The organism is Tessaracoccus lacteus (assembly GCF_029917005.1).
Lineage (GTDB): Bacteria > Actinomycetota > Actinomycetes > Propionibacteriales > Propionibacteriaceae > Arachnia > Arachnia lactea.
In genome coordinates this window covers 2024082-2048675 of sequence record NZ_CP123967.1, presented here as the reverse complement: position 1 = coordinate 2048675, position 24594 = coordinate 2024082, and the positions used below count along the sequence as shown (strand labels likewise).

14 protein-coding genes are annotated in these 24594 nt (G+C 71.6%); 9 read left to right on the top strand and 5 right to left on the bottom strand.

Annotated features, from left to right (window positions below):
- The first annotated feature begins 46 nt into the window (after window positions 1-46).
- The 4 genes from QH948_RS09440 to ettA all read left to right on the top strand — a co-directional run bounded on the left by QH948_RS09440 (window position 47) and on the right by ettA (window position 6507).
- Window positions 47-1438 (top strand): PrsW family intramembrane metalloprotease, encoded by a 1392-nt coding sequence (locus QH948_RS09440; RefSeq protein WP_281144176.1) that lies wholly within the window; start codon window positions 47-49, stop codon window positions 1436-1438.
- Complete coding sequence (locus tag QH948_RS09435) at window positions 1435-3159, top strand: P-loop NTPase family protein (RefSeq protein ID WP_281144175.1); 1725 nt, start codon at window positions 1435-1437, stop codon at window positions 3157-3159. The genes QH948_RS09440 and QH948_RS09435 overlap by 4 nt, the downstream gene beginning before the upstream one ends.
- Window positions 3159-4760 (top strand): GTPase, encoded by a 1602-nt coding sequence (locus QH948_RS09430; protein ID WP_281144174.1) that lies wholly within the window; start codon window positions 3159-3161, stop codon window positions 4758-4760. Before QH948_RS09435 ends, QH948_RS09430 begins: the two co-directional genes overlap by 1 nt.
- Window positions 4761-4827: 67 nt before the next feature.
- Window positions 4828-6507, top strand: coding sequence for an energy-dependent translational throttle protein EttA (gene ettA, locus QH948_RS09425; protein WP_281144173.1), 1680 nt, complete (start codon window positions 4828-4830; stop codon window positions 6505-6507).
- A 13-nt stretch (window positions 6508-6520) separates the two neighbouring features.
- Here ettA and QH948_RS09420 read toward each other — a convergent pair whose 3' ends face one another.
- On the bottom strand, window positions 6521-8053 hold the full coding sequence (locus QH948_RS09420) for a hypothetical protein (protein WP_281144172.1): 1533 nt from the start codon (window positions 8051-8053) through the stop codon (window positions 6521-6523).
- Between the two features lie 76 nt (window positions 8054-8129).
- Between QH948_RS09420 and QH948_RS09415 the strand changes: the two genes are divergently transcribed.
- A complete protein-coding gene (locus QH948_RS09415; protein WP_281144171.1) occupies window positions 8130-8645 on the top strand; it encodes a hypothetical protein in 516 nt (171 codons plus the stop codon).
- Here QH948_RS09415 and QH948_RS09410 read toward each other — a convergent pair.
- Together QH948_RS09410 and QH948_RS09405 are read right to left on the bottom strand one after the other, a co-directional pair.
- Entirely contained in the window at window positions 8616-11399 is a 2784-nt protein-coding gene (locus tag QH948_RS09410) for an FAD-binding and (Fe-S)-binding domain-containing protein (protein ID WP_281144170.1), read from the bottom strand. The two genes, QH948_RS09415 and QH948_RS09410, sit on opposite strands and share 30 nt — an antisense overlap.
- Window positions 11396-11881, bottom strand: a complete 486-nt coding sequence (locus tag QH948_RS09405; protein ID WP_281144169.1) for a MarR family winged helix-turn-helix transcriptional regulator — start codon at window positions 11879-11881, stop codon at window positions 11396-11398. The genes QH948_RS09410 and QH948_RS09405 overlap by 4 nt, the downstream gene beginning before the upstream one ends.
- Window positions 11882-12012: 131 nt before the next feature.
- Here QH948_RS09405 and QH948_RS09400 point away from each other — a divergent pair, with 131 nt between their 5' ends.
- Genes QH948_RS09400 through QH948_RS09385 form a run of 4 tightly spaced genes read left to right on the top strand, consistent with a single transcriptional unit; the run spans window position 12013 to window position 19211 of the window.
- Window positions 12013-13842 carry an AMP-dependent synthetase/ligase gene (locus QH948_RS09400; RefSeq protein WP_281144168.1) on the top strand — a complete coding sequence of 610 codons (1830 nt, stop codon included), beginning with the start codon at window positions 12013-12015 and terminating at the stop codon, window positions 13840-13842.
- Window positions 13843-13878: 36 nt separating this feature from the next.
- Complete coding sequence (locus QH948_RS09395; RefSeq protein ID WP_281144167.1) at window positions 13879-14775, top strand: acyl-CoA thioesterase; 897 nt, start codon at window positions 13879-13881, stop codon at window positions 14773-14775.
- 54 nt (window positions 14776-14829) lie between these two features.
- Entirely contained in the window at window positions 14830-17421 is a 2592-nt protein-coding gene (ptsP, locus tag QH948_RS09390; protein WP_281144166.1) for a phosphoenolpyruvate--protein phosphotransferase, read from the top strand.
- Window positions 17422-17429: 8 nt separating this feature from the next.
- Window positions 17430-19211 (top strand): PTS transporter subunit EIIB, encoded by a 1782-nt coding sequence (locus QH948_RS09385; protein WP_281144165.1) that lies wholly within the window; start codon window positions 17430-17432, stop codon window positions 19209-19211.
- A gap of 4 nt (window positions 19212-19215) precedes the next feature.
- Here the strand turns inward: QH948_RS09385 and QH948_RS09380 are convergent, their stop codons facing one another.
- Together QH948_RS09380 and QH948_RS09375 are read right to left on the bottom strand one after the other, a co-directional pair.
- On the bottom strand, window positions 19216-20022 hold the full coding sequence (locus QH948_RS09380; RefSeq protein ID WP_281144164.1) for a DNA-formamidopyrimidine glycosylase family protein: 807 nt from the start codon (window positions 20020-20022) through the stop codon (window positions 19216-19218).
- Window positions 20015-24580 carry a DEAD/DEAH box helicase gene (locus tag QH948_RS09375; protein ID WP_281144163.1) on the bottom strand — a complete coding sequence of 1522 codons (4566 nt, stop codon included), beginning with the start codon at window positions 24578-24580 and terminating at the stop codon, window positions 20015-20017. Before QH948_RS09375 ends, QH948_RS09380 begins: the two co-directional genes overlap by 8 nt.
- Between the last annotated feature and the right edge of the window lie 14 nt (window positions 24581-24594).

Sequence of the window (24594 nt, the reverse complement as noted above, 5' to 3'; positions counted from 1 at the left end):
CCTATCCGGGGGACGGTGGTGGGGGCCCGCTAGTCTTGGCCGCATCATGACTACAGCTGATGCCTCCCGGGACCGGTGGCTGAACGGCCTGCCCGAGGAGCCCGTGAAGCGCCGGTGGTACTCGCGGCTGCTGCGCAGCCCGTTGTTCTGGCTCGCTGTGGTGCTGATCCCCTTCTACGCCTACTGCCTCGTCGACCAGTACTGGCTGCTCAGCCCGTCCGAGACCTTCGAGGACGGCTCGATGACGCTGGGCATCAGCAACGAGGCGTTCCGCCGGGCCGCGTTCTACGCGATGTGGACGGCCATGGCCTACTCGGCCCTGTTCATCTGGCTCGACCGGTTCCGCACGTCGAACCCGCTGGTATGGCTGCTCACATTCGGCTGGGGCGCCTGCGCCGCCACCTGGTTCTCGATCTACGTCAACTCGTGGGCCGGCGAGATGATGGCGACGACCGAGGCCAACTCGGACTCGGGCTCGCGCGCCGCGGTGTTCTCCGCGCCGTTCGTCGAAGAGTTCGCCAAGGCGACCATCCTGATCCTGCTCGTGGTGCTGTGGCGCAACAAGGTGGTCTCGCGCCTGTCGATGGTCGCGCTCGCCGGGCTCTCGGCCGTCGGCTTCGCCTTCACCGAGAACATCATCTACTACTCGCGTGTGTGGATGCAGGCCACGCACGACATCACCATCGCCGACCCCGAGGCGACGATGGTGCAGCTGGTGATGCTGCGCGGGGTCTACACGTCCTTCGGTCACCCGCTGTTCACGATCCTGACCGCCTCCGGGCTGGTCATCGGGCTGGGCGCCCGCAGCAAGATCGTCCGCGTGCTCGCCCCGCTGGGCGGATTCATGCTCGCCTGCGCTGGCCACATGCTCTTCAACGGCCTGTCGTCGACGAACTCGACCTCGGCGCTGATGTTCCCGTACTACCTGGCACTGGCGCTGGTGGCGGTCATCGTCATCTCGCTGATCGTCAGCGTGGTGGGCAACGGCCAGATCCTCAAGGCCCGGCTGGGTGACTACCAGCGCGCCGGCTGGCTCACGCCGCGCCAGGTCGAGCTCTACGGCGGCCCGCTGCGCCGCATCAAGCTGATCTGGTTCTCCATCTTCCGCGGCCCCCGCGTGTGGTGGCAGACCACCAGGCTGCTGCGCAGGGCCACCGAGCTGGCCTACCTGCGCAACTCCATGGCCCGCGGCACGGTCGCCGGCCCGGGCGACGACCGCGCGCACGAGCTGATCACCGAGATCAACCAGCTGGCCGTCGGGGGGAAGGCGCTGAGCGACTACCGCGGACTCAAGGTCCTCCCGCCCCGACGCCGCCGCCGCGCTGTGCCGCCCCCGACGGGCGGGCACCTCCCGCAGGGACAGCTGACCGACGCCTACCCGCCCCCCGTCGCACCCGGCCCGGCCGGCGTCGGCGGCAACTGGCCGGCACCTCGATGAGCGGCGCCGAGCAGCTGACCGCTGCCTTCCGCCGCCTCGACGCGACGCTGCCGCTCGCGCAGTTCCCGCTGCCGATCGAGGGGGCCGAGGCGCTGCGTTCGCTCGCGGGCTCGATGGCCCACCAGGTCCGCGACTACCTCCTGCCCCGCGCAGCGCGCCTTGACGCCCCGCTGCTGGCCGTCGTCGGCGGCTCGACCGGCGCCGGCAAATCGACGCTCGTCAACTCGATCCTGCGCGCCCAGGTGACCAGACCCGGCGTGCTGCGCCCGACCACGAAGTCGCCGGTGCTGGTGTGCCACCCGAGCGACGAGGCGTGGTTCCGCACCGAACACGTCCTGCCCGACCTCGTCCGCACCGACACGCAGCTGCACGACTCCCGCGCTCTGCACATCGTCGCCACCGAGGCACTCCCGCCCGGCCTGGCGCTGCTAGATGCCCCCGACATCGACTCGATCGACGACGCCAACCGCAGCCTCGCGCGGCAGCTGCTCTTCGCCGCCGACCTGTGGCTGTTCGTCACCTCCGCCGCGCGCTACGCCGACGCCGTGCCGTGGGAGTACCTCGCCACCGCCGCCGAGCGCAACACCGTCGTCGCCGTCATCGTGAACCGCTGCCCACCCGGCGCGATCACCGACATCGGCGGCCATCTGTCGCAGCTGCTCTCCGAGCGGGGCCTGCCGCAGGCGAAGCTGTTCGCCGTCGCCGAGCGGGCGCTGCCGTCCGACGGCATGGTGCCCCCCGGCGACGTCTCCGGCATCCGCCAGTGGCTGGGCCAGCTGACCTCCGAGTCGGGCGCCCGCGCCCAGGTCGCGGTCCAGAGCCTCGCGGGCTCCGTCCGATCCCTCGACGCGCAGCTCACCGAGCTGACCGCCGGAGTGCAGCGCCAGCGTGACGCGCTGGCCGAGCTGCGCCGCGAGACCGTGGCTCCCTACCAGCGCGCCGCCGCGGCTGTCGCGGAGGCGGCGGGAGACGGCTCGCTCCTGCGCGGCGAGATCCTCAGCCGCTGGCAGGACCTCGTCGGCACCGGCGAGTTCATGCGCTCGATCGAGGAGCGCATCAGCGCGATCCGCGACCGGATCTCCGGCTGGTTCAAGGGGGAGCCGAAGGTCGAGGCCATGGAGGTCGCGATCGCCGACTCCCTGACCGCCGTCCTGCTGGAGGCGGGGGAGCGGGCCGCTGAGGAGACGGCCGCGTCGTGGTCCCTGACCCGCTGGGGCCGCGACATCCTGTCGGCCGCCCCGCACCTGCAGCGCGCCTCCGACCAGTTCCCCGAGGCCGCGGCCGCCGCGATCCGCGCCTGGCAGACCGACGTGCTGAGCCTTGTCGAGCAGCAGGGCCGCGGCAAGCGGATGAAGGCCCGGTTCCTGGCCATCGGCACCAACGTCGTCGGCGCCGCCCTGATCATTGTCGTGTTCGCGTCGACGGGCGGGCTGACCACCGCCGAGATCGGCATCGCGGGCGGCACGTCGCTGCTGGCGCAGCGGCTGCTCGAGGCCGTCTTCGGGGAGGACGCCGTGCGGCGCCTCGCCGAGCACGCCCGCCGCCAGCTGCACGACCGCGTCGACGACGCGCTCGCCGACGAGGCCGCGCGCTATATCCAGATCCTGGAGACGTTGTCGGTCGACAGCGACGCGACCGGTGAACTCCAGGCCGCGGCGGCAGACCTGCGCGAGGCCGCCCGCGCCGCCTTCGACGACCTGACAGCCCCGGAGCTCACCTGATGAACCTGAACGACCAGCTCGCGTACCTGAACCAGGCCGTCGAGCACGTCTCCGGGCGCGTCCCGGCCGAGACCGAGGCCCACGCCCGCCACGTCCTCGCGCACGCCGGCCGCCGCCTGGCGGCCGGTCCCCAGACGGTCGTCGCGCTCGGCGGGGCCACCGGGTCGGGCAAGTCCAGCCTCTTCAACGCCATCAGCGGCACCCGGCTCGCCGAGCAGGGCGCCCGCCGTCCGACGACCTCGAAGACGTTGGCCGTCAGCTTCTCCGCGACCAACCCGCCGCTGCTGGACCTGCTGGGCGTCGAGCGCCGCCACGAGGCGGAGCCGCCTACGCCCGCCTTCGCCGACGTCGTGCTGCTGGACCTGCCCGACCACGATTCGACCAGCCGGGTGCACCGCGACGAGGTCGACCGGATGGTCGGCCTGGTCGACCAGTTCGTCTGGGTCCTCGACCCGCAGAAGTATGCCGACGCGGCCATCCACAAGCGCTACCTCCAGCCGCTGGCCGGGCACCGCGAGGTCATCACCGTGGTGCTCAATCACGCCGACCTCCTGAACCCCGAGGCCAGGGCCCAGTGCCTGGCCGACGTCCGCCGCCTGCTCGACTCCGACGGCCTGACCGGCGTCCCGCTCATCGCGACCAGCGCCCTGACCGGCATGGGGCTCGAGGAACTCCGGGCCAGGCTCGGCCTGCTCGCCCAGTCCAAGAAGGCCGCCGCGCAGCGGCTCGCCGCCGACGTCGACGAGGCCGCCCGCGAGCTCGACCATGCGCTGGGCCGGATCGACGTTCCCGCAGCGGGGCGCGAGGTCCTCGACCGCGTCACCGTCGAACTGTCGTCGGCCGCGGGGGTCCCCGTCGTGGTCGACGCGGTGCGCGACTCCGTGCGCCATCGCGGGCAGCTCGCCACCGGCTGGCCGCTGGTGAAGTGGATCGGCCGCTTGAAGCCCGACCCGCTGCGTCGCCTGCGGCTCGGCGAGGCGAAGACGCAGCCCGAGCTGGAGTCCGCGCCGGTCGTGGAGCGCAGCTCCCTGCCGACCCGGTCGGCCGCCTCGTCCGCCCACCAGTCCGCCGCGCTGCGGACCCTCGTCGGCGCCGTCGGGGACCCGCTGCCCGGACCCTGGCGCCAGGGGGTCGTCGACGCGCTGCGCGCCGCGGAGCCTGGCCTCCCGGACGAGCTCGACCGCGCCGTGGTGACCACCGACCTGCGGGTGGCCAGGAACCCCGCCTGGTGGCAGGTCATCCGCGCCCTGCAGTGGGTGCTGATCGCGGCCGTGGTCGTCGGGCTGGGCTGGCTGACCCTGAACGCGGTGCTCGGCTACCTCGGGCTCCCGCCGTTCGCCAACTACCCGCTCGGGCCCGAGGGCGGCCTGCAGGTTCCCGTCCCGACCGTGCTGCTGCTCGGCGGCATTCTCGGCGGCATCCTCACCTCCGGCCTGTCCCAGCTGGCGATCAACGCGGCGGCGGGTTCCTCGGCACGCCGGGCGCAGAAGGCGCTGCGGTCGTCGGTCGAGGCCGTCGCCCAGCGGAGCCTCGTCGGCCCGGCCATGAGCCAGGTGCAGGATTACGCGGCCGCCCGCGCCGCCATCGACAGGCTCCTCTGAGGAGCCGATGCGCCCCGTTCGGGGCAAGCTGGCATACTTGCCTGCGGTCAACGCGAAGGGAGCCCTGGTGGCCGAGTTCATCTACACCATGCACAACGTCCGGAAGACGGTCGGCGACAAGGTCATTCTCGACAACGTCACACTGTCGTTCTTCCCGGGCGCCAAGATCGGTGTCGTCGGCCCGAACGGCGCCGGCAAGTCCACCATGCTGAAGCTGATGGCCGGCATGGACCGACCCAACAACGGCGAGGCGAACCTCGCCAAGGGCGCCACCGTCGGCATCCTGCTGCAGGAGCCGCCGCTGAACGAGGACAAGACGGTCCTCGAGAACGTCGAGGAGGCCGTCGCCGAGACCAAGGCGATGCTGAAGCGCTTCGACGAGATCGGCATGGCCATGGCCGAGCCCGACGCGGACTTCGACGCCCTGATGGACGAGATGGGCAGCCTGCAGACCGAGCTCGAGCACCGCAACGCGTGGGAGATCGACTCCATGCTCGAGCAGGCGATGGACGCGCTCCAATGCCCGCCCGGCGACGCCGACGTCAAGGTCCTCTCCGGTGGCGAGCGCCGCCGCGTCGCGCTCTGCAAGCTGCTGCTCGAGGCCCCCGACCTGCTGCTGCTCGACGAGCCCACCAACCACCTCGACGCCGAGAGCGTCGACTGGCTCGAGAAGCACCTCAAGACCTACCCCGGCGCCGTGCTCGCCGTCACGCACGACCGCTACTTCCTGGACAACGTCGCCGAGTGGATCTGCGAGATCGACCGCGGCCGCCTCTACCCCTACGAGGGCAACTACTCCAAGTACCTGGAGACCAAGCGCGCCCGCCTGAGCGTCGAGGGCAAGAAGGACGCCAAGCGCGCCAAGATCCTCGAGAAGGAACTCGAGTGGGTCCGCGCCAACCCCAAGGCCCGCCAGGCCAAGAACAAGGCCCGCCTCGCCCGCTACGAGGAGCTCGCCGCCGAGGCGGAGCGCCGCAAGGCCGTCGACCTGGCCGAGATCAACATCCCGCCGGGCCCGCGCCTCGGCTCCGTCGTCCTCGAGGTCAAGAACCTCAAGAAGGGCTTCGGCGACCGCGTCCTCATCGACAACCTGTCCTTCACCCTGCCGCGCGCCGGCATCGTCGGCATCATCGGCCCCAACGGCGTCGGCAAGACCACGCTGTTCAAGACCATCACCGGTCTCGAGGCCGCCGACTCCGGCGAGGTCAGGGTCGGCGAGACCGTCTCCTTCAGCTACGTCGACCAGGGCCGCACCGGCCTCGACGCCAAGAAGAACGTCTGGGAGGTCGTCTCCGACGGTCTGGACTTCATCAAGGTCGCGAACTTCGAGATGCCGTCGCGCGCCTACGTCGCGTCCTTCGGGTTCAAGGGCCCGGACCAGCAGAAGCTGGCCGGCGTCCTGTCCGGTGGTGAGCGCAACCGTCTGAACCTGGCGCTGACCCTCAAGCAGGGCGGCAACGTGCTGCTGCTCGACGAGCCCACCAACGACCTCGACGTCGAGACGCTCCAGTCGCTGGAGGACGCGCTGCTGGAGTTCCCCGGCTGCGCCGTCGTCATCTCGCACGACCGCTGGTTCCTCGACCGCGTCGCCACCCACATCCTCGCGTGGGAGGGCACCGAGGAGAACCCGGCGAACTGGTTCTGGTTCGAGGGCAACTTCGCCGACTACGAGCAGAACAAGATCGAGCGCCTCGGCCCGGAGGCCTCGCGCCCGAAGTCGTCGGCCCACCGCCGCCTGACCCGCTGACCGGACGGGCGCGTCACCGCTCCCAGAGCGTGACGCGCCACCGGCCATGGAAGGAGCCGACGTCCGTGCGGGTGAGCCCCGCAGCCAGCAGCTGGTCGCGGAGATGTGCATACGTCGCGCGCGGCTTCGACCGTGCGAAGTGGATCCAGATGGCGGAGGTGGCGTCGGCCAGTTCGGCCCTGCGCTCCTTCTGGGGTCTCACGTCCCGCCAGACGTTCGGGCTGTCCGGAGCCGGGGTCGTCAGGATGTTGGACGCGAAGAGCTCGGGGTCTGACTGCGCGAAGTAGTAGCTCGCGCCCGTGCCGTCGATCAGCACGACCGCCTCGGGGTGCTCCGCCCGGAGGTCGTCGACGAAGGCCAGCAGCTCGACGATGGGGTTGTCGTGCCCCTCGACATCGCGGATCGCGACGTGCGTCGGCGCCCCGAGGTATGCGACCGCGACGACGAGCGTCGCCGCGACGAGCGTCCGCACCGCTGAGCGGAGGGCACGGGGCAGCACCCTGGCCACCAGCAGCCCGAGCTGCGTCGCGCCCACCGCGGCGAGGGCAGCCGCCGGGAGGATCAGGGGCATCCAGTAGCGCACCCGGATGAACTGGGCGTGCACGATACCGGCCACGACGCCGCCGACCAGAGGCACGAGCAGCCAGATCCATGCTGTGCCGAGGAACCGGCGCATCGCCGGCGTGAACAGCGAGATGAGCGAGGCGGCGATCAGGGCAAGCAGCAGCCAGGTGGTCGCGTCCGCCTCTCTCGCTCCGGAGGCGACGCGCTGCGCGGCGTCGACGATCAGTTCGGCGGTGGGGCTCTGGGCCTGCACGGGCCCGGTGCCGTGCGACGCGATGTGGATCACCGGCAGCACGGCGACGGCGGCCGCCGCGGCCAGCGGGGCCAGCAGCCGCACGCGCGCCACGAACCAGCCGTGCCTCGACGGCAGGGCGACACACCACAGGGCGGCGATGCCCATGGCGCCCCACTGCAGCAGCCCGAAGAGCGACGCGGCGGGGATGGCGAGCAGGGACATGCACAGCACGACGGCGTAGACGGGCGAGGGCCTCCGCTCGTCGGCGGGGGAGTTCCACCTGTCGAACGACCACCAGGCGACGGCCGTGACGGCGAGCAGGAGCGCCGCCGGGCGGGCCTCCTGCGCGTACCGGGACATACCCGGCAGCGCCACCAGCATCCCGGCGGCCACCACGCCGGCGACCCGGCCGTGGTGGCGCGACACCAGGAGGTGGACGAACAGGACCGCGACGGCGGCGAGCACGGCCGACAGCGACCGGATCGCACCGATCGTGACCTCCCCGGGGAGAAGGTCAACCCACAGCTTCGCGACCAGGTAGTAGGGCAGGAGCGGCGCGTCGGTCCCGTCCCACAGGAGCAGCAGTTGGTCCCAGGATCGGGTCCGCAGCGTCTCGTACGTGACGCCCTCGTCGGTCCACGCGAAGGGTTCGCCGATGCGCCAGAGGAAGACGAGCAGCGCTGCGCCGAAGCACAGGGCGCCGGTGAGCAGGCCGGCGAGTCGTCGACCGCGCGTGTCGTCACTCACACCTGCCACACTAGCCTTCATGACCAGAGCGCGCCCGGGACGGCGTGATCGTCGGACCCCGCTAGGCTGCCAGATCATGTCTTCCCCGGTTCCCGTGCCCCGATATCCCCTCGGCGAGGTCGGCTACCAGCTGCTGTGGGCAGGCATCGTGCTGCTCCCGCTGGTGGCGGGAGGCCTGAGGGCACTGACCACCCCCGGCGACGTCGTGTTCGCGCTGTACGCGCTGGTGGGGATCCCCGCGACGGTCGCGATGCAGGCCATGGCCGCCATGCTGGCCTCCACGTACCGCCGCCGCCAGTGGCGGCACTGGCTCGGCCCCGTCGGCGCCTGGACCTCGTTCGCCTACTACGGGCTCTGGATCCTCCTGGTCCTCACGATCCCCGACGGCGACCCGGGAGACCCGATCCAGTCCGTCTTCTCCCGGATCTTCGGCGTACCGGCGGCGGAGGCCGCGGTGACGGTCCTCCTGATCGCCATCGGCCTTGCCTACCTGACCCTGCTCGTCGCGATCCGCGTCGAGGGGGAGCGCGCCATCGCCCGCTGGGGCGAGGCCTGGGACGTGTCAGTGGGTGGCGAGCAGCTCGGAAAGTGACATGGAGGCGCGGCCGGCCAGGGAGGTCAGCTGCGTCTGGCAGGAGAACCCGTCGGCCAGCACGATGGCGTCGGGGTTGGCCTCGATGGCCGGGCCGAGGTCGTGCTCGAACACCTTCACGCTCACCTCATGGTGGCCTCGTTCGACGCCGAAGTTTCCGGCCAGGCCGCAGCAGCCACCCACCACGATGAGCGTCGCCCCGGTCGCCTCCAGGAGCTGACGGTCGACGTTCCACCCGATCACGGAGGCGTGGTGGCAGTGCGGCTGGGCGACGATAGTGTGCCCGCTCAGATCGGGGGCGACGAAGTCCTCGTCGGTCGCCAGGAACTCCGCGAGCGTGAGCACCTTGCCGTTCAGCGCAGCCACGTTGGCGTCGTCGGGCAGCAGCTCGGGAGCGTCGCTGCGCCACACGGCGGTGCAGCTCGGCTCCACGCCGACGATCGGCACGCCCTGCGCCACGTACGGGGCCAGCACCTTCGCGGCGTTGGCGAGCTGGCGGCGGGCGCCGTCGAGCTGGCCGGTCGAGATCCAGGTCAGGCCGCAGCAGGCCGTCTCGTTCAGCACCTCGGGCTCGTAGCCGAGGCCGACCAGCACCTTCACCATGGCGGCGAAAGATGTCGACTCGAAGCAGTCCGAGAAGGAGTCGACCCAGATGAGCACCCTGCCCTTCGAGCCGACGGGGATCTCGCCGAGCTGTGATCGGGCGGTCCGCGATGCGAAGCGTGGGATCTGGCGCCGCCCGTCGACGCCGGCGCCGAACTTGAGGGCCGCGCCGAGCACGGGGGCCTTGCCGACGGCGTTGATCAGGGGGCCGATGCCGGGGATCGCCGTGATCAGGCGGCCCCAGCGGGGCAGCCAGCCGAGCGCGTAGTGGTTGCGTGGACGCAGCCGACCCTTCAGTCGCTCGTGCGTGACGCGGGCCTTGTAGGCGGCCATGTCGATGCCGGTGGGGCAGTCGCGGGCGCAGCCCTTGCAGCTGAGGCACAGGTCGAGCGCGGCGGCGACCTCGGGCGAGCGCCAGCCCTGCGAGATCAGCGACCCGTTGACCATCTCCTGCAGCGCGCGCGCCCGGCCGCGGGTCGAGTCCTTCTCGTCGCGGGTGGCCTGGAAGCTGGGGCACATCACTCCGCCGCCGGCGGTGGAGTTGGCCAGGCACTTGCCGACGCCCGAGCACTGGTGGACGGCCTCCACGAACTCGGCGTCCGTCGACGACAGCGGGGAGCGGCTGACGGCCACCATGCGCAGGTCCGCTTCAACAGGGGCCGGGTCGACGAGCACGCCGGGGTTGAGCAGGCCCTCGGGGTCGAAGATCCGCTTGACCTGGCCGAACAGCTCGATGGCCTCGGGCGTGTACATGTGCGGCAGCAGCGCCGAGCGGGCGCGGCCGTCGCCGTGCTCGCCGGACATGGAGCCGCCGAAGCGTGCCACCAGCTGCGCGGCCTCCTCGACGAAGGCCTTGTAGCCCTCGGCGCCGCCGTCGGCGGTCAGGGGGAAGTCGATGCGGCAGTGCACGCAGCCGTCGCCGAAGTGGCCGTACGGGAGGCCCTGCAGGCCGTGGCGCGTCAGGAGTGCATCGAACTCGCGCAGGTAGGTGCCGAGGTGCTGCGGCGGGACGGCGGCGTCCTCCCAGCCCCCGTAGGCGGGGCGGTCCAGCGAGACGCCAGCGAGGCCGGCGCCGTCGGCGCGGATCTTCCACAGCTCGGCTGCGCGGACCGGGTCGTCGACGATCCACCCCTCGGTGGCTGCTGCGTGAGCGAGCAGCGCGTCGGCACGGGAGCGGACCTCGGCGGCGTCGTCGCCGACCAGCTCGAGGAACATCCAGCCGTCGCCGGCGGGCAGCACGCCGACGCTGTCGGGGCCGTTCTTGGCGACGACGACGTCGACGATGCGGCGGTCGAGGCCCTCGCAGGCCGTGGGGGAGAACTGCAGCAGGCGGGAGATGTCGTCGCCGGCGTCCGGCATGGTCGGGTAGCCGAGCGCGACCATCAGCCGCTCGGGGGCGTCGGCGACCAGCCGCACCGTCGCGCGGACGATCACGCCGAGGGTGCCTTCGGTGCCGGAGAAGAACCGTGGCACGTTGAAGCGATTCTCGGGCAGCAGGTGCTCGAGCGAGTAGCCGGAGACCTGGCGGCTGAACGTGCCGAACTCCGTGCGGATCAGCCCGAGGTTGGAGGCCACGAGGTTCCGCAGCTCGGGCAGGTCGTCGGTGCCGAGCGTGACCAGTTCCCCGGTGCCGGTGATGATGTCGAGGCTCACCACGTTGTCGGCCATCCGGCCGTAGCCCAGGGCGCGGGGGCCGCACGCGTTGTTGCCGATCATGCCGCCGACGGTGCAGCGCGTCGAGGTCGACGGGTCGGGTCCCAGCCTGAGTCCGAAACTCCGCGCCGCGACCTGCAGCTGTTCCTGCACGACGCCGGGGTCGATGACGGCGGTGCGGCTGGTCTCGTCGATCGAGTGGATCGTGGTCAGGTGCCGGGCCACGTCGATCACCAGGCCGGGGCCGACGGCGTTGCCGGCGCAGGAGGTCCCGGCGCCGCGCGCCGTGATGGGCATCCCGATCTCGAGGGCCGCGCGGACGACCGCGACCAGCTCGTCGCTGGTCCGCGGGCGTGCCACGGCCTGCGGTGCGACGCGGTAGAGGGACGCGTCACTCGAGTAGAGCGCGCGGGTCAGCGTGGAGGTGTCGATGATCTCCGCAAGGTCGCCGAGCCGGTCGAGCAGCAGTTCGTGGGGTGCCGTTGCCGAGAGAGTCACGGCCCTAGTCTGCCACCGTGGCCCTGCTGGTCGGCCACCGCCAGGGTTGCCTGGACCGCACGGCCGAGGGCCGCGTAGTCGTCGGGGTCGATCGCGTCGACGAAGACGCGGCGCACGGAGTCGACGTGCGCCGGGGCCGCCCGCTTGAGGAGGGCGAAGCCCTCGTCCGTCAGGTGCGCCTGCACGCCCCGCCCGTCGACCTCGCAGGTGCTGCGCGAGATCCAGCCAGCCTGCTCCATCCGCTTGACGGTGTGGGTCAGGCGCGAGCGGGAGTGGCCGACGGACGCGGCGAGCTCTCCCATCCGTACGGTGTGGTCCGGGGACTCGCTGAGGCGGACGAGCAGCTCATACTCGGCCAGGCTGAGGCCGAACTGGTCGAGCGCGTCCTCGAGGTATTCGGCGATGTGGGTCTGGGCGAGGAGGTAGTTGCGCCAGACGCGCTGCTGATCCTCCGTCAGCCACCCTGCTGTTGGTTCGGACATGCGGGGAGTGTAGCACATGGTTGAGATTTCAAGTAGCTGGGGATGGGTATCCCCTGCGGGTTGTCCCGATGCATGGCGACCTGACGCGATAGCCTGTCCCGCAAACCACCGCCCTAGGAGAAGAGTCGAAGGTGTCGATTCGAGAAGAACTGCTGGAAAAGGCCGCCGACAACGTCGGACACATGTTCCGCCGTCGCGTGGAGGCAACCCCTGACCACGAGGCCTTCCTCGATCCCGACCGTGCGGCGGAGGGCCCGAACACCTGGCAGCCCTATACGTGGCGCCAGTCGCAGGTCGTCGTCGACCGCCTGGCCGCCGGACTGCTGTCGCGCGGGCTGAAGTACGAGGAGCGCGTCGCGATCGCCTCGTCGACGCGCCTCGAGTGGATCTTCGTAGACCTGGCGATCGCCTGCGCCGCCGGGGCGACCACCACGATCTACCCCAACACGGCGCGCGAGGAGTTCGACTACATCCTCACCGACTCCGGCTCCGTCGTGCTCTTCGCGGAGGACAGGGGGCAGCTGGAGAAGGCTCTCGGACACGATGTGCTGGACAGCCAGCTGCACACCATCGTGCTCATCGACGCCGACGGTGTCGAGCTGAATGACCGCGTCATCTCCTATCAGCAGCTGCTCGACGCCGGGGAGGCCCATCTCGCCGCGCACCCCACGGCGGTGGACGACGCGATCGCCTCCACCACCCGCGACACGCTGTCCACCCTCATCTACACCTCCGGTACCACCGGCACGCCCAAGGGCGTGCGGCTCAACCACATCTCCTGGGTCTACGAGGGCATCGCCACCAAGCACCTCGACGTCATCGAACACACCGACCTGCAGTACCTCTGGCTCCCGCTGAGCCACGTCTTCGGCAAGGCCCTGATCGCCTGTCAGCTCGAGTACGGCTTCACCTCGGCCGTCGACGGCCGCATCGACCGCATCGTCGATGGCCTCGGCGAGGTCCGCCCCACGTTCATGTGCGGCGCCCCGCGGATCTTCGAGAAGGTCCGCGGCGCCGTGATGACCGGCTCCAAGGGCGTCAAGGCCCGCATCGCGCGCTGGGCGTTCGCCGTCGGTCGCGACGCCGTCCCCTACCTCTCCAAGGGCCAGGAACTGCCCAGCCGGCTCGCGATCCAGCACCGGCTCGCCGACAGGCTGGTCTACTCGAAGCTCAAGGAGAAGCTCGGCGGCCGGATCAAGTTCATGATCTCCGGCTCCGCGAAGCTGTCCCCGCAGATCCAGGCGTGGTTCTTCGGCGCCGGCATCGTGATCGTCGAGGGCTACGGCTCCACCGAGACCTCCGCCATCGCGTGCTTCGATCTGCCCAATCCCACGCTCGGCACCGTCGGCCCGCCGCTGCCCGGCATCGAGTTCAAGATAGCCGACGACGGCGAGGTGTTGATCAACGGACCCATCATCACACCCGGCTACCACAACCTCCCGGAGCGGACCGCCGAGGTCCTGCACGACGGCTGGTACGCCACCGGCGACATCGGTCACCTCACCGACGAGGGCAAGCTAGTCATCACCGAGCGCAAGAAGGACCTCTTCAAGACCTCCGGAGGCAAGTACGTCGCGCCGCAGAAGGTCGAGGCGGCCATCACCGCCAACATCCCGTACATCTCGCAGGCAATCGCGGTGGGCGACGGACGGAAGTACTGTTCCGCGCTGGTCGTTCTCGACCCGCAGCTGCTCGCGAAGTGGGCCCAGAAGCGTGGCTTGGAGGGGCTGAGCTACGCCGACCTGACGCAGCGCTCCGAGATCCACGCCTCGGTGGAGAAGCAGATGGAGAAGGCCAACGCGAAGCTCGAGCGCTGGGAGACCGTGAAGAAGTTCACGATCCTCGACCACGAGCTGACGGTCGAGAATGAGGGTGTGACGGCCAACATGAAGATCCGCCGCTCCATCGTGACGGGCAAGTACCAGGACCTCGTCGACGCGATGTACCCGCAGGAGGACTGACCTGCGGCCCCGGCGCTACGGGGCTAGGGTCGGCTCGTGACATTCACCGCTGAGATCCCGCTGCGCTGGTCCGACCTGGACGCGCAGGGCCATGTCAACAACGCCCTGGTCGTCGACTACCTCCAGGAGGCGCGCGTCGCGTTCCTCCGGAGCGGGGTCGCGTCGCCGCTCCTCGACAGCGGCGTGGTCGTCGTCGGCCACCGGGTCGAGTACCGCAGCCCCATCGCCTACGCCGACGTGCCCGTGCGGGTCGAGCTCGGCGTGAGCGCGCTCGGAGGGGCGCGCATCGAACTCGCCTACCGGGTGCTGCAGGACGGGAAGCCGTGCGTCAACGCCCGCACCGTCCTGACCCCGTTCAACTTCAACGAGCAGCGGCCCCAGCGACTCAGTCCCGAGCATCGCGCGTTCTTCGACGCGCATCGCATCGAGGCGGAGGCGCTGCGGCCGCTGGCGTTCCCGCCGCTGGGCGGGGCGGGCACCCCCGTGCCGCTGGCGGTCCGCTGGACCGACCTCGACTCCTACGGGCACGTCAACAACGCGAAGGTGTTTGACTTCCTCCAGCAGGCCCGTGTCACGGCGACGACCGCGTGGGTGCCGGCCATGGCGCGTGCCGGGGCACCAAGGTCCGAGCGGATGTGGCTCGTGGCCCGCCAGGACGTGGACTACCTCGTCCAGCTGCCCCACCGCATGGAGCCGTTCGAGGTCCGCGTCGCACCGGTCGCGGTCGGCACCACCTCCCTGACGGTCGAGGCGGAGGTGACGGACCCGGCCGACGGCACCGTTTTCGCGCGCGGAGTCACGGTGCTGGTGTCCGCTGACGCCCATGGTCGTCCGACGCCGCTCGGGCCGGAACTGACGCTGGGTCTCGAACGCCACACATTGGGGCACGAAAGGGCCTCCGGCAACGGAGGGGATGCTCCCCTGAGGTCGTAACATCCTTGCCACCCGGCGGGCGCTGGTGCCCCCGGGGCAAAGGAGAAGACGATCATGTCGCAGCCGCTGACCACGGCGACCGTCGAGCTCATGGCGCCCCTGACAGGGGTCCTCGTTCCGCTCGATCAGGTGCCCGACCCGGTGTTCGCGAAGAAGATGGTGGGTGACGGTTTCTCGATAGACCCCCTCTACGGCCTCCTCGTGGCGCCGGTCGCCGGCGAGGTCGTCGATCTGCAACCCTCGCACCACGCCATCACGCTCCGCACGGCCGAGGGGCTCGAGATCCTGATGCACATCGGGCTGGACACGGTCGCGCTCGGCGGTGAGGGGTTCACGCCCAGAGTCGCCGAGGGGGCCTCGGTCGCGCCCGGCGACCCGCTGATCGAGTTCGACCTAGACGGCGTCGGCCGCGCCGCCAAGAGCCTGCTCACGCAGGTCGTGATCACGAACATGGAGATCGTCGACTCCATCGCACCCAGCGCAGGGATGGTGGAAGCGGGCAGCTCGGTGGCCGCCTTCGTGCAGCTGAAGGCACAGGACGAGGCCGACGGTCAGCCGAAGCAGGGCGCGGCGGTCACCTCGCAGGCGCTCATCATCCCGAATCCGACCGGACTGCATGCCCGGCCCACCGCGACGTTGGTGAACCTGGCCAAGCAATACTCGTCCGACGTGCGGATCCGGCGCGGCGACGACACGGCCAACGCGAAGTCGATCGTGGCGATCATGGGCATGGCCGTCGCGCGCGGCGACAAGGTCACCGTCACGGCGCACGGGTCCGACGCGGCGGAGGCCGTCGATGCCATCGTGGCGGCCATCAGGGAGGGGCTGGGCGAGGCCATCCCGGCCTCGGGCACCGACGACACGGTGGCGATGCCGGCCGTCCCCGCGGAGGCAGCCCCCGCTCCAGCGCCGCTCAGGGCGGCGCCCGAACCGCGATCCGGCGACCCGGACCTCCTGCTCGGCGTGGCCGCGTCGCCCGGCCTGGGGGTCGGCACCGTCGTGCAGGTGCGCCACGACGACATCGCGGTCTCCGAGACCGGGGAGGACCACCACAAGGAGCGCCGCAAGCTCAACAGCGCCATCGATCGCGCGGCCCTCGACCTGTCGGCCCTGGAGCTGAAGCTCGAACGGGACGGGTCAGCCGACAAGGCGGCGATCTTCGCCGCCCACGGCGAGATCCTGCAGGACCCCGAGCTCCTCGACATCGCGGTGAGCGCCATCGACAAGGGTAAGAGCGCGCCCTTCGCCTGGCGGGCCGCGTACAACTCCTTCGCCGACCAGCTCGCAGGCCTCGACAACGAGGTGCTCGCCGGGCGCGCCGCCGACGTGCGTGACGTCGGCCAGCGGGTGCTCGAGGAGCTGACCGGACAGCGGTCCGAGAAGGCGGAGCTGCCCGAGGCCGCGATCCTCGTCGCGGAGGAGCTGACCCCGTCGGACACCGCGCAGCTGGACCGCAGCCGGGTCGTCGGCTTCGCGACGACCGGCGGCGGGGCGTCGTCGCACGTGGCGATCATCGCCCGCTCCTTCGGGATCCCCGCCGTCGCCGGCATCGAGCCGGGGGCGCTCGACATCGCCGAAGGGAGCCGGGTGGTGCTCGACGGCACGGCCGGCACGCTGCGGCAGAACCTCAGCGACACCGAGATCGACGAGATCCTGGCCCGCCAGCGTCGGATGGCCGAGCGCAGGGAGCGCGAGCTGGCAGCCAAGGACCAGCCGGCCGTCACGACCGACGGCCACGCCGTGCAGGTGGTCGCCAACATCGGCGGCGCCGACGACGCGGCCCAGTCCGTCACGATGGGCGGTGAGGGCGTCGGGCTGCTGCGTTCCGAGTTCGTGTTCCTCGGCCGGACGACGGCACCGACCGAGGCGGAGCAGGCGGATGTCTACGCCGCCTGCGCGAAGGCGCTGCGGCCCGGCGACCCGCTGGTCATCCGCACGCTCGACGTCGGCGGAGACAAGCCGCTGGCCTATGTGCCGATACCGGTGGAGGAGAACCCGTTCCTCGGCATCCGCGGGGTGCGTGTGGGCCTGGAGCAGCCGGAGCTGCTGCGCACGCAGTTGCGCGCCATCCTGGCCGCCGCCGAGGCGGGGGCGGAGCTGCACATCATGTTCCCGATGATCGCGACCATTGCAGACTGGCGCGCCGCCAAGGCCATCTACGACGAGGTCGCCGAGGACCACCCGACCTCGGCCCACGTCAGCGTCGGCATCATGATGGAGGTCCCGTCCGTGGCGGTGATGGCGGAGCAGTTCGCCGCCGAGGATGGCTGTGACTTCTTCTCGGTCGGCACCAACGACCTGACCAGCTACACGCTCGCCATGGACCGCGGCCACCCCAAGCTGGCCTCGCAGGTCGACCCCTGCAACCCGGCTGTCCTCAAGTTGATCGGCGACGCGGCCGAGGCGCTGCACCGCCATGGCAAGTGGCTCGGCATCTGCGGGGGCGTGGCCTCCGACGTGCAGGCCGTGCCGATCCTCCTGGGGCTCGGGGTGGATGAGCTCAGCTGCTCGATCCCCGCCATCCCCGCCGTCAAGGCAGCCGTCAGGGCCGTCTCCATCGCCCACTGCAGGGAGATCGCCGCGCGCGCGGTCACCTGCGCCACACCTGAAGATGTCCGGGCACTTGTCCCGGCCACGGAGGACTGAGGTCAGTCATGAGCACCGCACAAGACATCCTGAAGGCCGTAGGCGGGCCCGACAACATCGTGAGCCTCACGCACTGCGCGACGCGGCTGCGCTTCCAACTCGTCGACGCCTCCGCCATCAATCAGACCGAGGTCGAGTCGATCAAGGGCGTGATGGGCGCCGTTCCCCAGGCGGGGGAGCGGTACCAGATCATCATGGGCGGCGCCGTCCAGAATGCCTACAACGACATCAACGCGCTGCCGGAGATGCAGACCCGGCGCGAACCCACCGACGCCGAGCTCAAGGCAGCCGCCCGCGCGGGCGGGGTCCGCGGGAGGTTCGCCTGGGTGGACTCGTTCTTCGAGTTCCTCTCCGACTCCTTCCGCCCCATCCTCGGCGCTCTGCTCGGGGCGTCACTGTTCATCACGTTCATGTCCCTGATGTCGACGCTCGGGGTGATCGGGAACTGGGCCGACCCGCGCGTGGAGCTGCCCGTGGGCTGGCAGTTCGTCAACCTGCTGTGGCAGTCGGTGTTCATCTTCCTGCCGCTGATGGTCGCCTACAACGCCAGCAAGAAGGTGGGCGCGGACCCCTGGGTGGGTTTCGCGGTCATGGCGCTCGTCATGTTGCCGGGATTCTCGGCACTCGGCACGTCCGACGCCGCGTACACCGCGACGATCGCTGGATCGGACGTGACCCTCATCGACATCTTCGGGGTCCCGCTGACGATCTTCTCCTACAACTCGCAGGTGTTCCCGCCGCTCCTGATGGCGGGCATCCTCGGCCCGCTGTACAAGCTGCTGAAGAAGATCATCCCCGAGAACCTGCAACTGATCTTCGTACCGTTCCTGGCGATGCTGATCATGCTCCCGCTCACCGCCTTCCTCATCGGCCCGATCGGCGTCTTCCTAGGCGCCTGGGTCGCGGGCGGACTCGGCGCGATCAACGCGTTCAGTCCGCTGATCTTCGCCATCATCATCCCGCTCGCCTACCCGTTCATGGTGCCGCTCGGCCTGCACTGGCCGTTGAACGCGGTGATGCTGCTGAACATCCAGAACCTCGGCTACGACTTCATCCAGGGGCCCATGGGCGTGTGGAACTTCGCCTGCTTCGGTGCGACCGCGGGAGTGCTCTACATCTCGTGGCGCGGCAAGGATGTGCAGATGCGGCAGACCGCCACCGGAGCACTGGCAGCCGGACTCCTCGGCGGCATCTCCGAGCCGTCCCTCTACGGCATCCACCTGCGGTTCAAGCGCATCTATCCGCGCATGCTGATCGGCTGTCTGGTCGGCGGCCTGATCATCGGCATCGGCGGGACCCTGACCTCGCAGGTGACCACCAACGCCTTCGTGTTCACCTCGCTGCTGACCATCCCGGCCTTCTCGAACATCGGGCTCTACGCGATCTCGGTGGTCACGGCCTTCGTCACTTCCATGATCCTGGTGATCATCTTCGACTACCGCACCCCGGAGCAGAAGGCGGCCGCGAAGCGTTCCGCGGCCGACGACGAGATCGTCACCGCCGAGCCCCGCGTCATCGTCGTCGGTGACGTGGAGTCGAACCAGGCCAAGCAGTGGGTGGCGGCGCTCGGCGGGGAGGCCAACATCGTCTCGCTCGAGCCCATCGCGGAGACGCGGGTGCGGGTCGAGGTCAGCGACTCGGCCGCCGTGGACGTCGAGGCCCTGCGCCGGGCCGGGCTGCAGGGCGTCGTCGAGGCGTCGCCGGGGGTCTGGCACCTGGTCGCGGGCCTGGAGGCGGCCCAGTACGCGGAGGGTATGCGTCGCCGGGTCGCCTCGGCACAGCCCGCCTGAGCACTCAGGACGGCTGGCAGGTGGGGCACCACCAGATGATGCGTTCCTGACCGGCGTCGCTGTCCGCGATGCTCGACCCGCCCCCGAGCGTCGCGGACACGATCGTGGTGCCGCAGCGCAGGCAGGGGCGGTGGTTGCGGCCGAACACGAAGGTCGTGTGGCCGCGCCGGTGGTCGCCGGTGAACGTCCTGACGGGGGAGTCGAGGTTGCCGCGCATCAGCTTCGCCGACAGGTCGATCATCGCCTCGGCGGGCGCGTCGCTGACCGGGCGAGCGGGGTGGACCCCGCTCAGGAAGCAGACCTCGGCGCGGTATTCGTTGCCGATGCCCGCGAGGTTGCGCTGGTCGAGCAGGGCCTCGCCGATGCTCCGGCCGGGGTCGGCGAGCACGCGTCGGACGGCCTCGTCGCGCTCTCGCGGCCAGGCGTCGGCGAGCAGGTCCGGGCCGAGCCAGCCGAGCCTCCGGTCGAGCTGGGCCGATGGCCACAGCTCGACAAGGCCGAGGTCGTGCCCGACGAGTTCCACGTCGCCCGTCACCCGCACGACGACGCGTGCGGTGTGCGCGGGCAGCGACCACCGCTGGCCGACGGGGTGGATGCGCCAGGTGCCCTCCATCCGCAGATGCGTGTGGAGCATCAGGCCGGAGCAGTCCCACAGGAGGTGCTTGCCGCGCGGGAAGACCCGGTCGATGGTGTGGCCGGTGAGCGTCGCGGTGGCGAGCTGGGGGACGCGGAACTGGCTGTAGGTGATCTCTCTGCCCTCGAGCGGTTGGAGCCGGTGGGCGAGACGCCAGACGGAGTCGCCCTCAGGCACGGTCCGCCTCGATCGCGATGCCCTTGGGCGTGATCCTGGCGCCGGCCTCCAGCATCGCCTGCTCGAGGCCGCTGGCCCCGATGCGCGTGCCGTCGACCTCCTCGATCCGGACCCGCGCCATGCGCCCGGCGCCCACGGCGGCGCGCAGGGCGGCGACGACCAGCCGGGCGTGCTCCTCACGCTCCGGCCCCTGCGCGAACAGCGTCAGGACGCGGCCGCCCCTTGTCAGGTGCGCCAGGCAGAGCCCGTCGGCGACGACGACGAGGGCGCCCGCGGCCCGCGCGGGGTGCGCGACGGGGTGCTCGGGCCAGGGGAGCACGGAGCCGTACGGGTTGGCCGGGTCGAGCGCGGCGAGCACGACGGGTACCGGGTGCGTCGCACCCGACGGCCAGGCGTCCACGTCCGGCGCGTCCGCGTGTCGACGGAGCTCCTCGATGACGTCCGGGGTGGAGAACTGCGCGCCCCCGAGGCCCTCGATGAGGTAGCCGCGCAGCACCTTGCCGGCGGCCTCCAGCTGGGCGAGCAGCCGGTACGCGGCCGCGAAGCCGCCAGGGGTGCCGTCCGCGGTGACGCCGCCGCGGGTGATGACGCCGAACCGCTCGAGCCACGACGAGGCCAGGGCGAGCGCCCGGTCGGCCGCGGTTCCCTGTTGGTCGGCCACGCGGTGCCAGCGGCCGGTGCCGGCGGGCGGGGTGTCGACGCTCGGGGTGCCGAGGGGGCGGCCGAGCCGGGGGATGCGCGCGCGGCGCCGGGGGGAGGGTCGGGCGGCCTTGTGGGCGCCGCGGGTCGCGCCCCCGACGCGGGCCCGGACGGGGGCCATCGACGACGGCGCGACCGCGCCCTGCTCGGCGGCGCGCCACAGCGCGTCGAGCCGCGCGGCGCAGGCCTCGCCGGGCAGCCCGGGGGCGAAGGCCTGCCACGTTCCCTCGCCGGCGGCGACGGCGGATGCGACGGCGGCGGACTCCTCGTCGACCTCGTCCAGCGGGGGCAGCAGGTCGAGGTCGTCGACTGGGACCAGTGCGATCAGGGGGTCGTTCGGGCCGGCCGAGCCGCGCACGCGTATCGCGACCTCGCCCTCGGCCAGCAGCGCGTCGAGGTGCTCGGGACGGTACCCGGCGACGCGTCCGGGCAGCACGTGCGTCTCCCACGCGGAGGCGGGCAGGGCGGCCCCGGCCAGCCGCTGGAGCGCGAGCAGCACCTCGTCGGGGCTCGACGGCGGCGGGTCGGCCAGCTGGTGCGAGGCCAGCAGGAACCGGGCGTAGCCGGAGCCCGAGACGGGCTGCAGTTCGGCGCGGGCGCGGGCCAGCGAGCGGCTGCGGATGCGCCGGAGCACCTCCGGGTCGACGTACTCCGCGTCGGACGCACCGGGGGTGAAGCGGCCCGCGACCAGCCGGCGGGCGGCGACCTCGCGGTCCAGCACCAGCTGTGCGGTGGCCGGGCCCAGTCCGAACTCGGCGGAGACCAGGGCCGCGGTGAACGGCCCGTTGACGCGGGCGAAGCGGGCAACCAGCTGGGTCAGCGGGTCGCGGCCGACGGGATCGGGCTGCGCCGCGAACCCGGCCGGGACGGGGATACCCAGCGCGTCGCGCAGCAGCCCCAGGTCGGGGGCCGCGACGAGCCGGTCGGCGCCGGCGACGGGCAGGACAGCCACCCGCCTCCCCAGAGCTTCGATGGCTGTCGAAATATCCAGGTCGCCGGCCACAAGGCGGGGCAGGTCCGCGAGGCGGATCGGGCCGAGCAGGCGCGTGAGGTCCGCCAACTCCTCGGGGTTCCGGGCGAGACGGCCGGGTGCCGTGTGCTGCAGCTCGGCCACCACCTCGGCGACCACATCCGCATCGAGCACCTCGCGAAGGTCGAGCGTGCCGAGAGCCGCGGCCAGGAGCTGCGGATCCATCGACAGCAGGGCTGCGCGCTTCTCCGCCAGCGGCACGTCGCCGTCGTAGATGAAGGCCCCGGGATACCGGAACAGGATGCTGGCGGCGAACGGGCTGGGCGCCTCGGTGACCACCTCGATCAGCCGGACCGATCCGGCGCGGAGCTGGCGTGCGAGCTCGACCAGCCCCGGCACGTCGTAGACGTCCTGCGTCACCTCGCGGACCGTCTCCAGCACGATCGGGAACCGGGGGTGGTGTCGCGCGACCTCGAGCAGCTGCGCGGCGCGCTGTCGCTGCTGCCACAGCGGCGCCCGCCTGCCGGGATTCGGCCGCGGCAGGAGCAGCGCGCGCGCCGCGCACTCCCGGAACCGGCCGGCGAACAGCGCCGTGCCGCCGACCTGCTCGGTGACGATGCGCTCGACCTCGGCGGGGTCTGGGACCAGGAGGGAGCCGAGACGCTCGACGACGTCGGAGTCCGGCAGCCTCAGGACGACGCCGTCGTCCGCGGCCAGCGGCGTGACGTCGACGCCGGTCTCGCGGGAGAGCGCGTCGGCCATGATCAGCGACCAGGCGCCGAGCAGCCGTCTACCGAGCGGTGAGTGCACGACGACGCGCCAGTCGCCGAGCTCATCGCGGAACCTCTCGATCACGACCGTGCGGTCGTCGGGGACCGCACCGGTGGCCCCGCGCTGCTCCGCGAGGTAGGTCGCCAGGTTCGCCGACGTGTTGGCGTCGACGAAGTCGCGGTCCAGCCGCCCCGGGTCGCGGGCCGCCTCGCGCTGCAACTCCCCGATGTGGCGGCCGAGCTCGGCGGGACGGCCGTCGTCCTCGCCCCGCCAGAACGGGAGACGGCCCGTGTTGCCCGGCGCGGGCGTCACCAGCACGCGGTCGCGGGTGATCTCCTCGATCCGCCAGGAGGACGCTCCCAGCGCGAACACGTCGCCCACCCGAGACTCGTGCACCATCTCCTCGTCCAGCTCGCCGACGCGCCGGGGGCCCTGTTCCTCGCCGGCCAGGAAGACGCCGAACAGGCCCCGGTCCGGGATGGTGCCCCCGGAGGTGGCGGCCAGCCGCAGCGCCCCGGGGCGTGGGTACAGGCGGCCGTCCAGCAGGGTCAGCCGGGCCCGCAGGCTCGCGAAGTCGGCCGACGGATAGGCGCCGGTGAGCAGTTCGACGACCGCGTCGAGCAGCGACGCGTCGAGGGAGGCGTATGGGAGCGAGCGGCGGACGGAGGCGAGCCACTCGGCGACGTCGAGCCCGGCGTCGCCGGCCGCCGCGGCGGCGGCCACGGTCTGCTGGGCCAGCACGTCCAGCGGCGCGCGGGGGACCTTCAGCTCCTCGATCCGCCCGTCCAGCATGCGCTCGGTCGTGACGACGGCGGCGGCCAGGTCGCCGCGGAACAGCGGGTAGACGTCGCCGACGGAGACGGCGCCGACCACGTGACCGGCGCGGCCGACGCGCTGCAGGGCGCTGGCCACCGACGGCGCGGCCCCGATCTGGATCACGCGGTCCACCGCGCCCATGTCGATGCCCAGCTCCAGCGAGCTGGTCGCCACCACGCAGCGGAGTTCGCCCGACTTGAGCGCCCCCTCGATCTCGGCGCGCTGCTCCTTGCTCACGGACCCGTGGTGGGCCCGCGCGATCACGAGCGGGGCTCCGCGGACGTGGTCCGCGGAGGCCATCACCTGCGCGGGCGGCCGGGCGGGCCAGTCCGGCAGGGCGTCCGGGTCGTGGCGCTCGGCCCAGATCTCGTTGAGCCTGCCCGTCAGTCGCTCGGCGGTCCGTCGGCCGTTGGTGAACACCAGCGTGGAGCGGCCCTGCAGGATCGACTCGTAGACGGCCTCCTCGACGTGCGGCCACACTGAGTTCCCGGCGGGCGCGCCGACGGTGACCGTGTCGGTGCCAGGGCCCACGAGCAGCGGGTCGGTCGGGGCGCCGGGGGCGGGGCCGGGGTTCGCCAGGTCGGCGACGGGCAGCCGGACCGAGACGTCCCACAGCTTGCGGGTCGCCGGGGCGACGATCTCGACGGCGCGGTCGCCGCCGAGGAAGGCCGCGACTCGCTCGATGGGCCGCACGGTCGCGGACAGGGCCACGCGCTGCACGTCGCGCCCGACCAGTGCGTCGAGGCGCTCAAGGCTGAGCGCGAGGTGCGTGCCGCGCTTGGTGCCGGCCACGGCGTGGATCTCGTCGACGATGACCGTCTCCACGTCCGTGAGGGTCTCGCGCGCTGAGCTGGTCAGCATCAGGTACAGCGACTCGGGCGTCGTGATCAGCACGTCCGGGGGTCGCCTGCTCAGCGCCGCACGCTCCCGCGGCGTCGTGTCGCCGGAGCGGACGCCGACCGTGATGTCGGGCTCGGGCAGCCCAAGGCGGGCTGCGGCGAGCCGGATGCCCGTCAGCGGCGCGCGGAGGTTACGCTCCACGTCGACGCCGAGCGCCTTCAGCGGCGAGACGTAGAGCACGCGCACGCCGCGTCGGCCGTCGTCGCGACCGGTGGCGAGCCGGTCCAGCGCCCACAGGAAGGCCGCCAGCGTCTTGCCTGACCCCGTCGGTGCCACCACCAGCGCGTGCCGGCCCGCGGAGATGGCGTCCCAGGCGTCGACCTGCACGGCCGTCGGCTCGTGGAAGACACCCGCGAACCACTCGCGCGTCGGGGCGGTGAAGCGCGCCAGCGGGTCGGTCATGGCGCCCAGTCTGC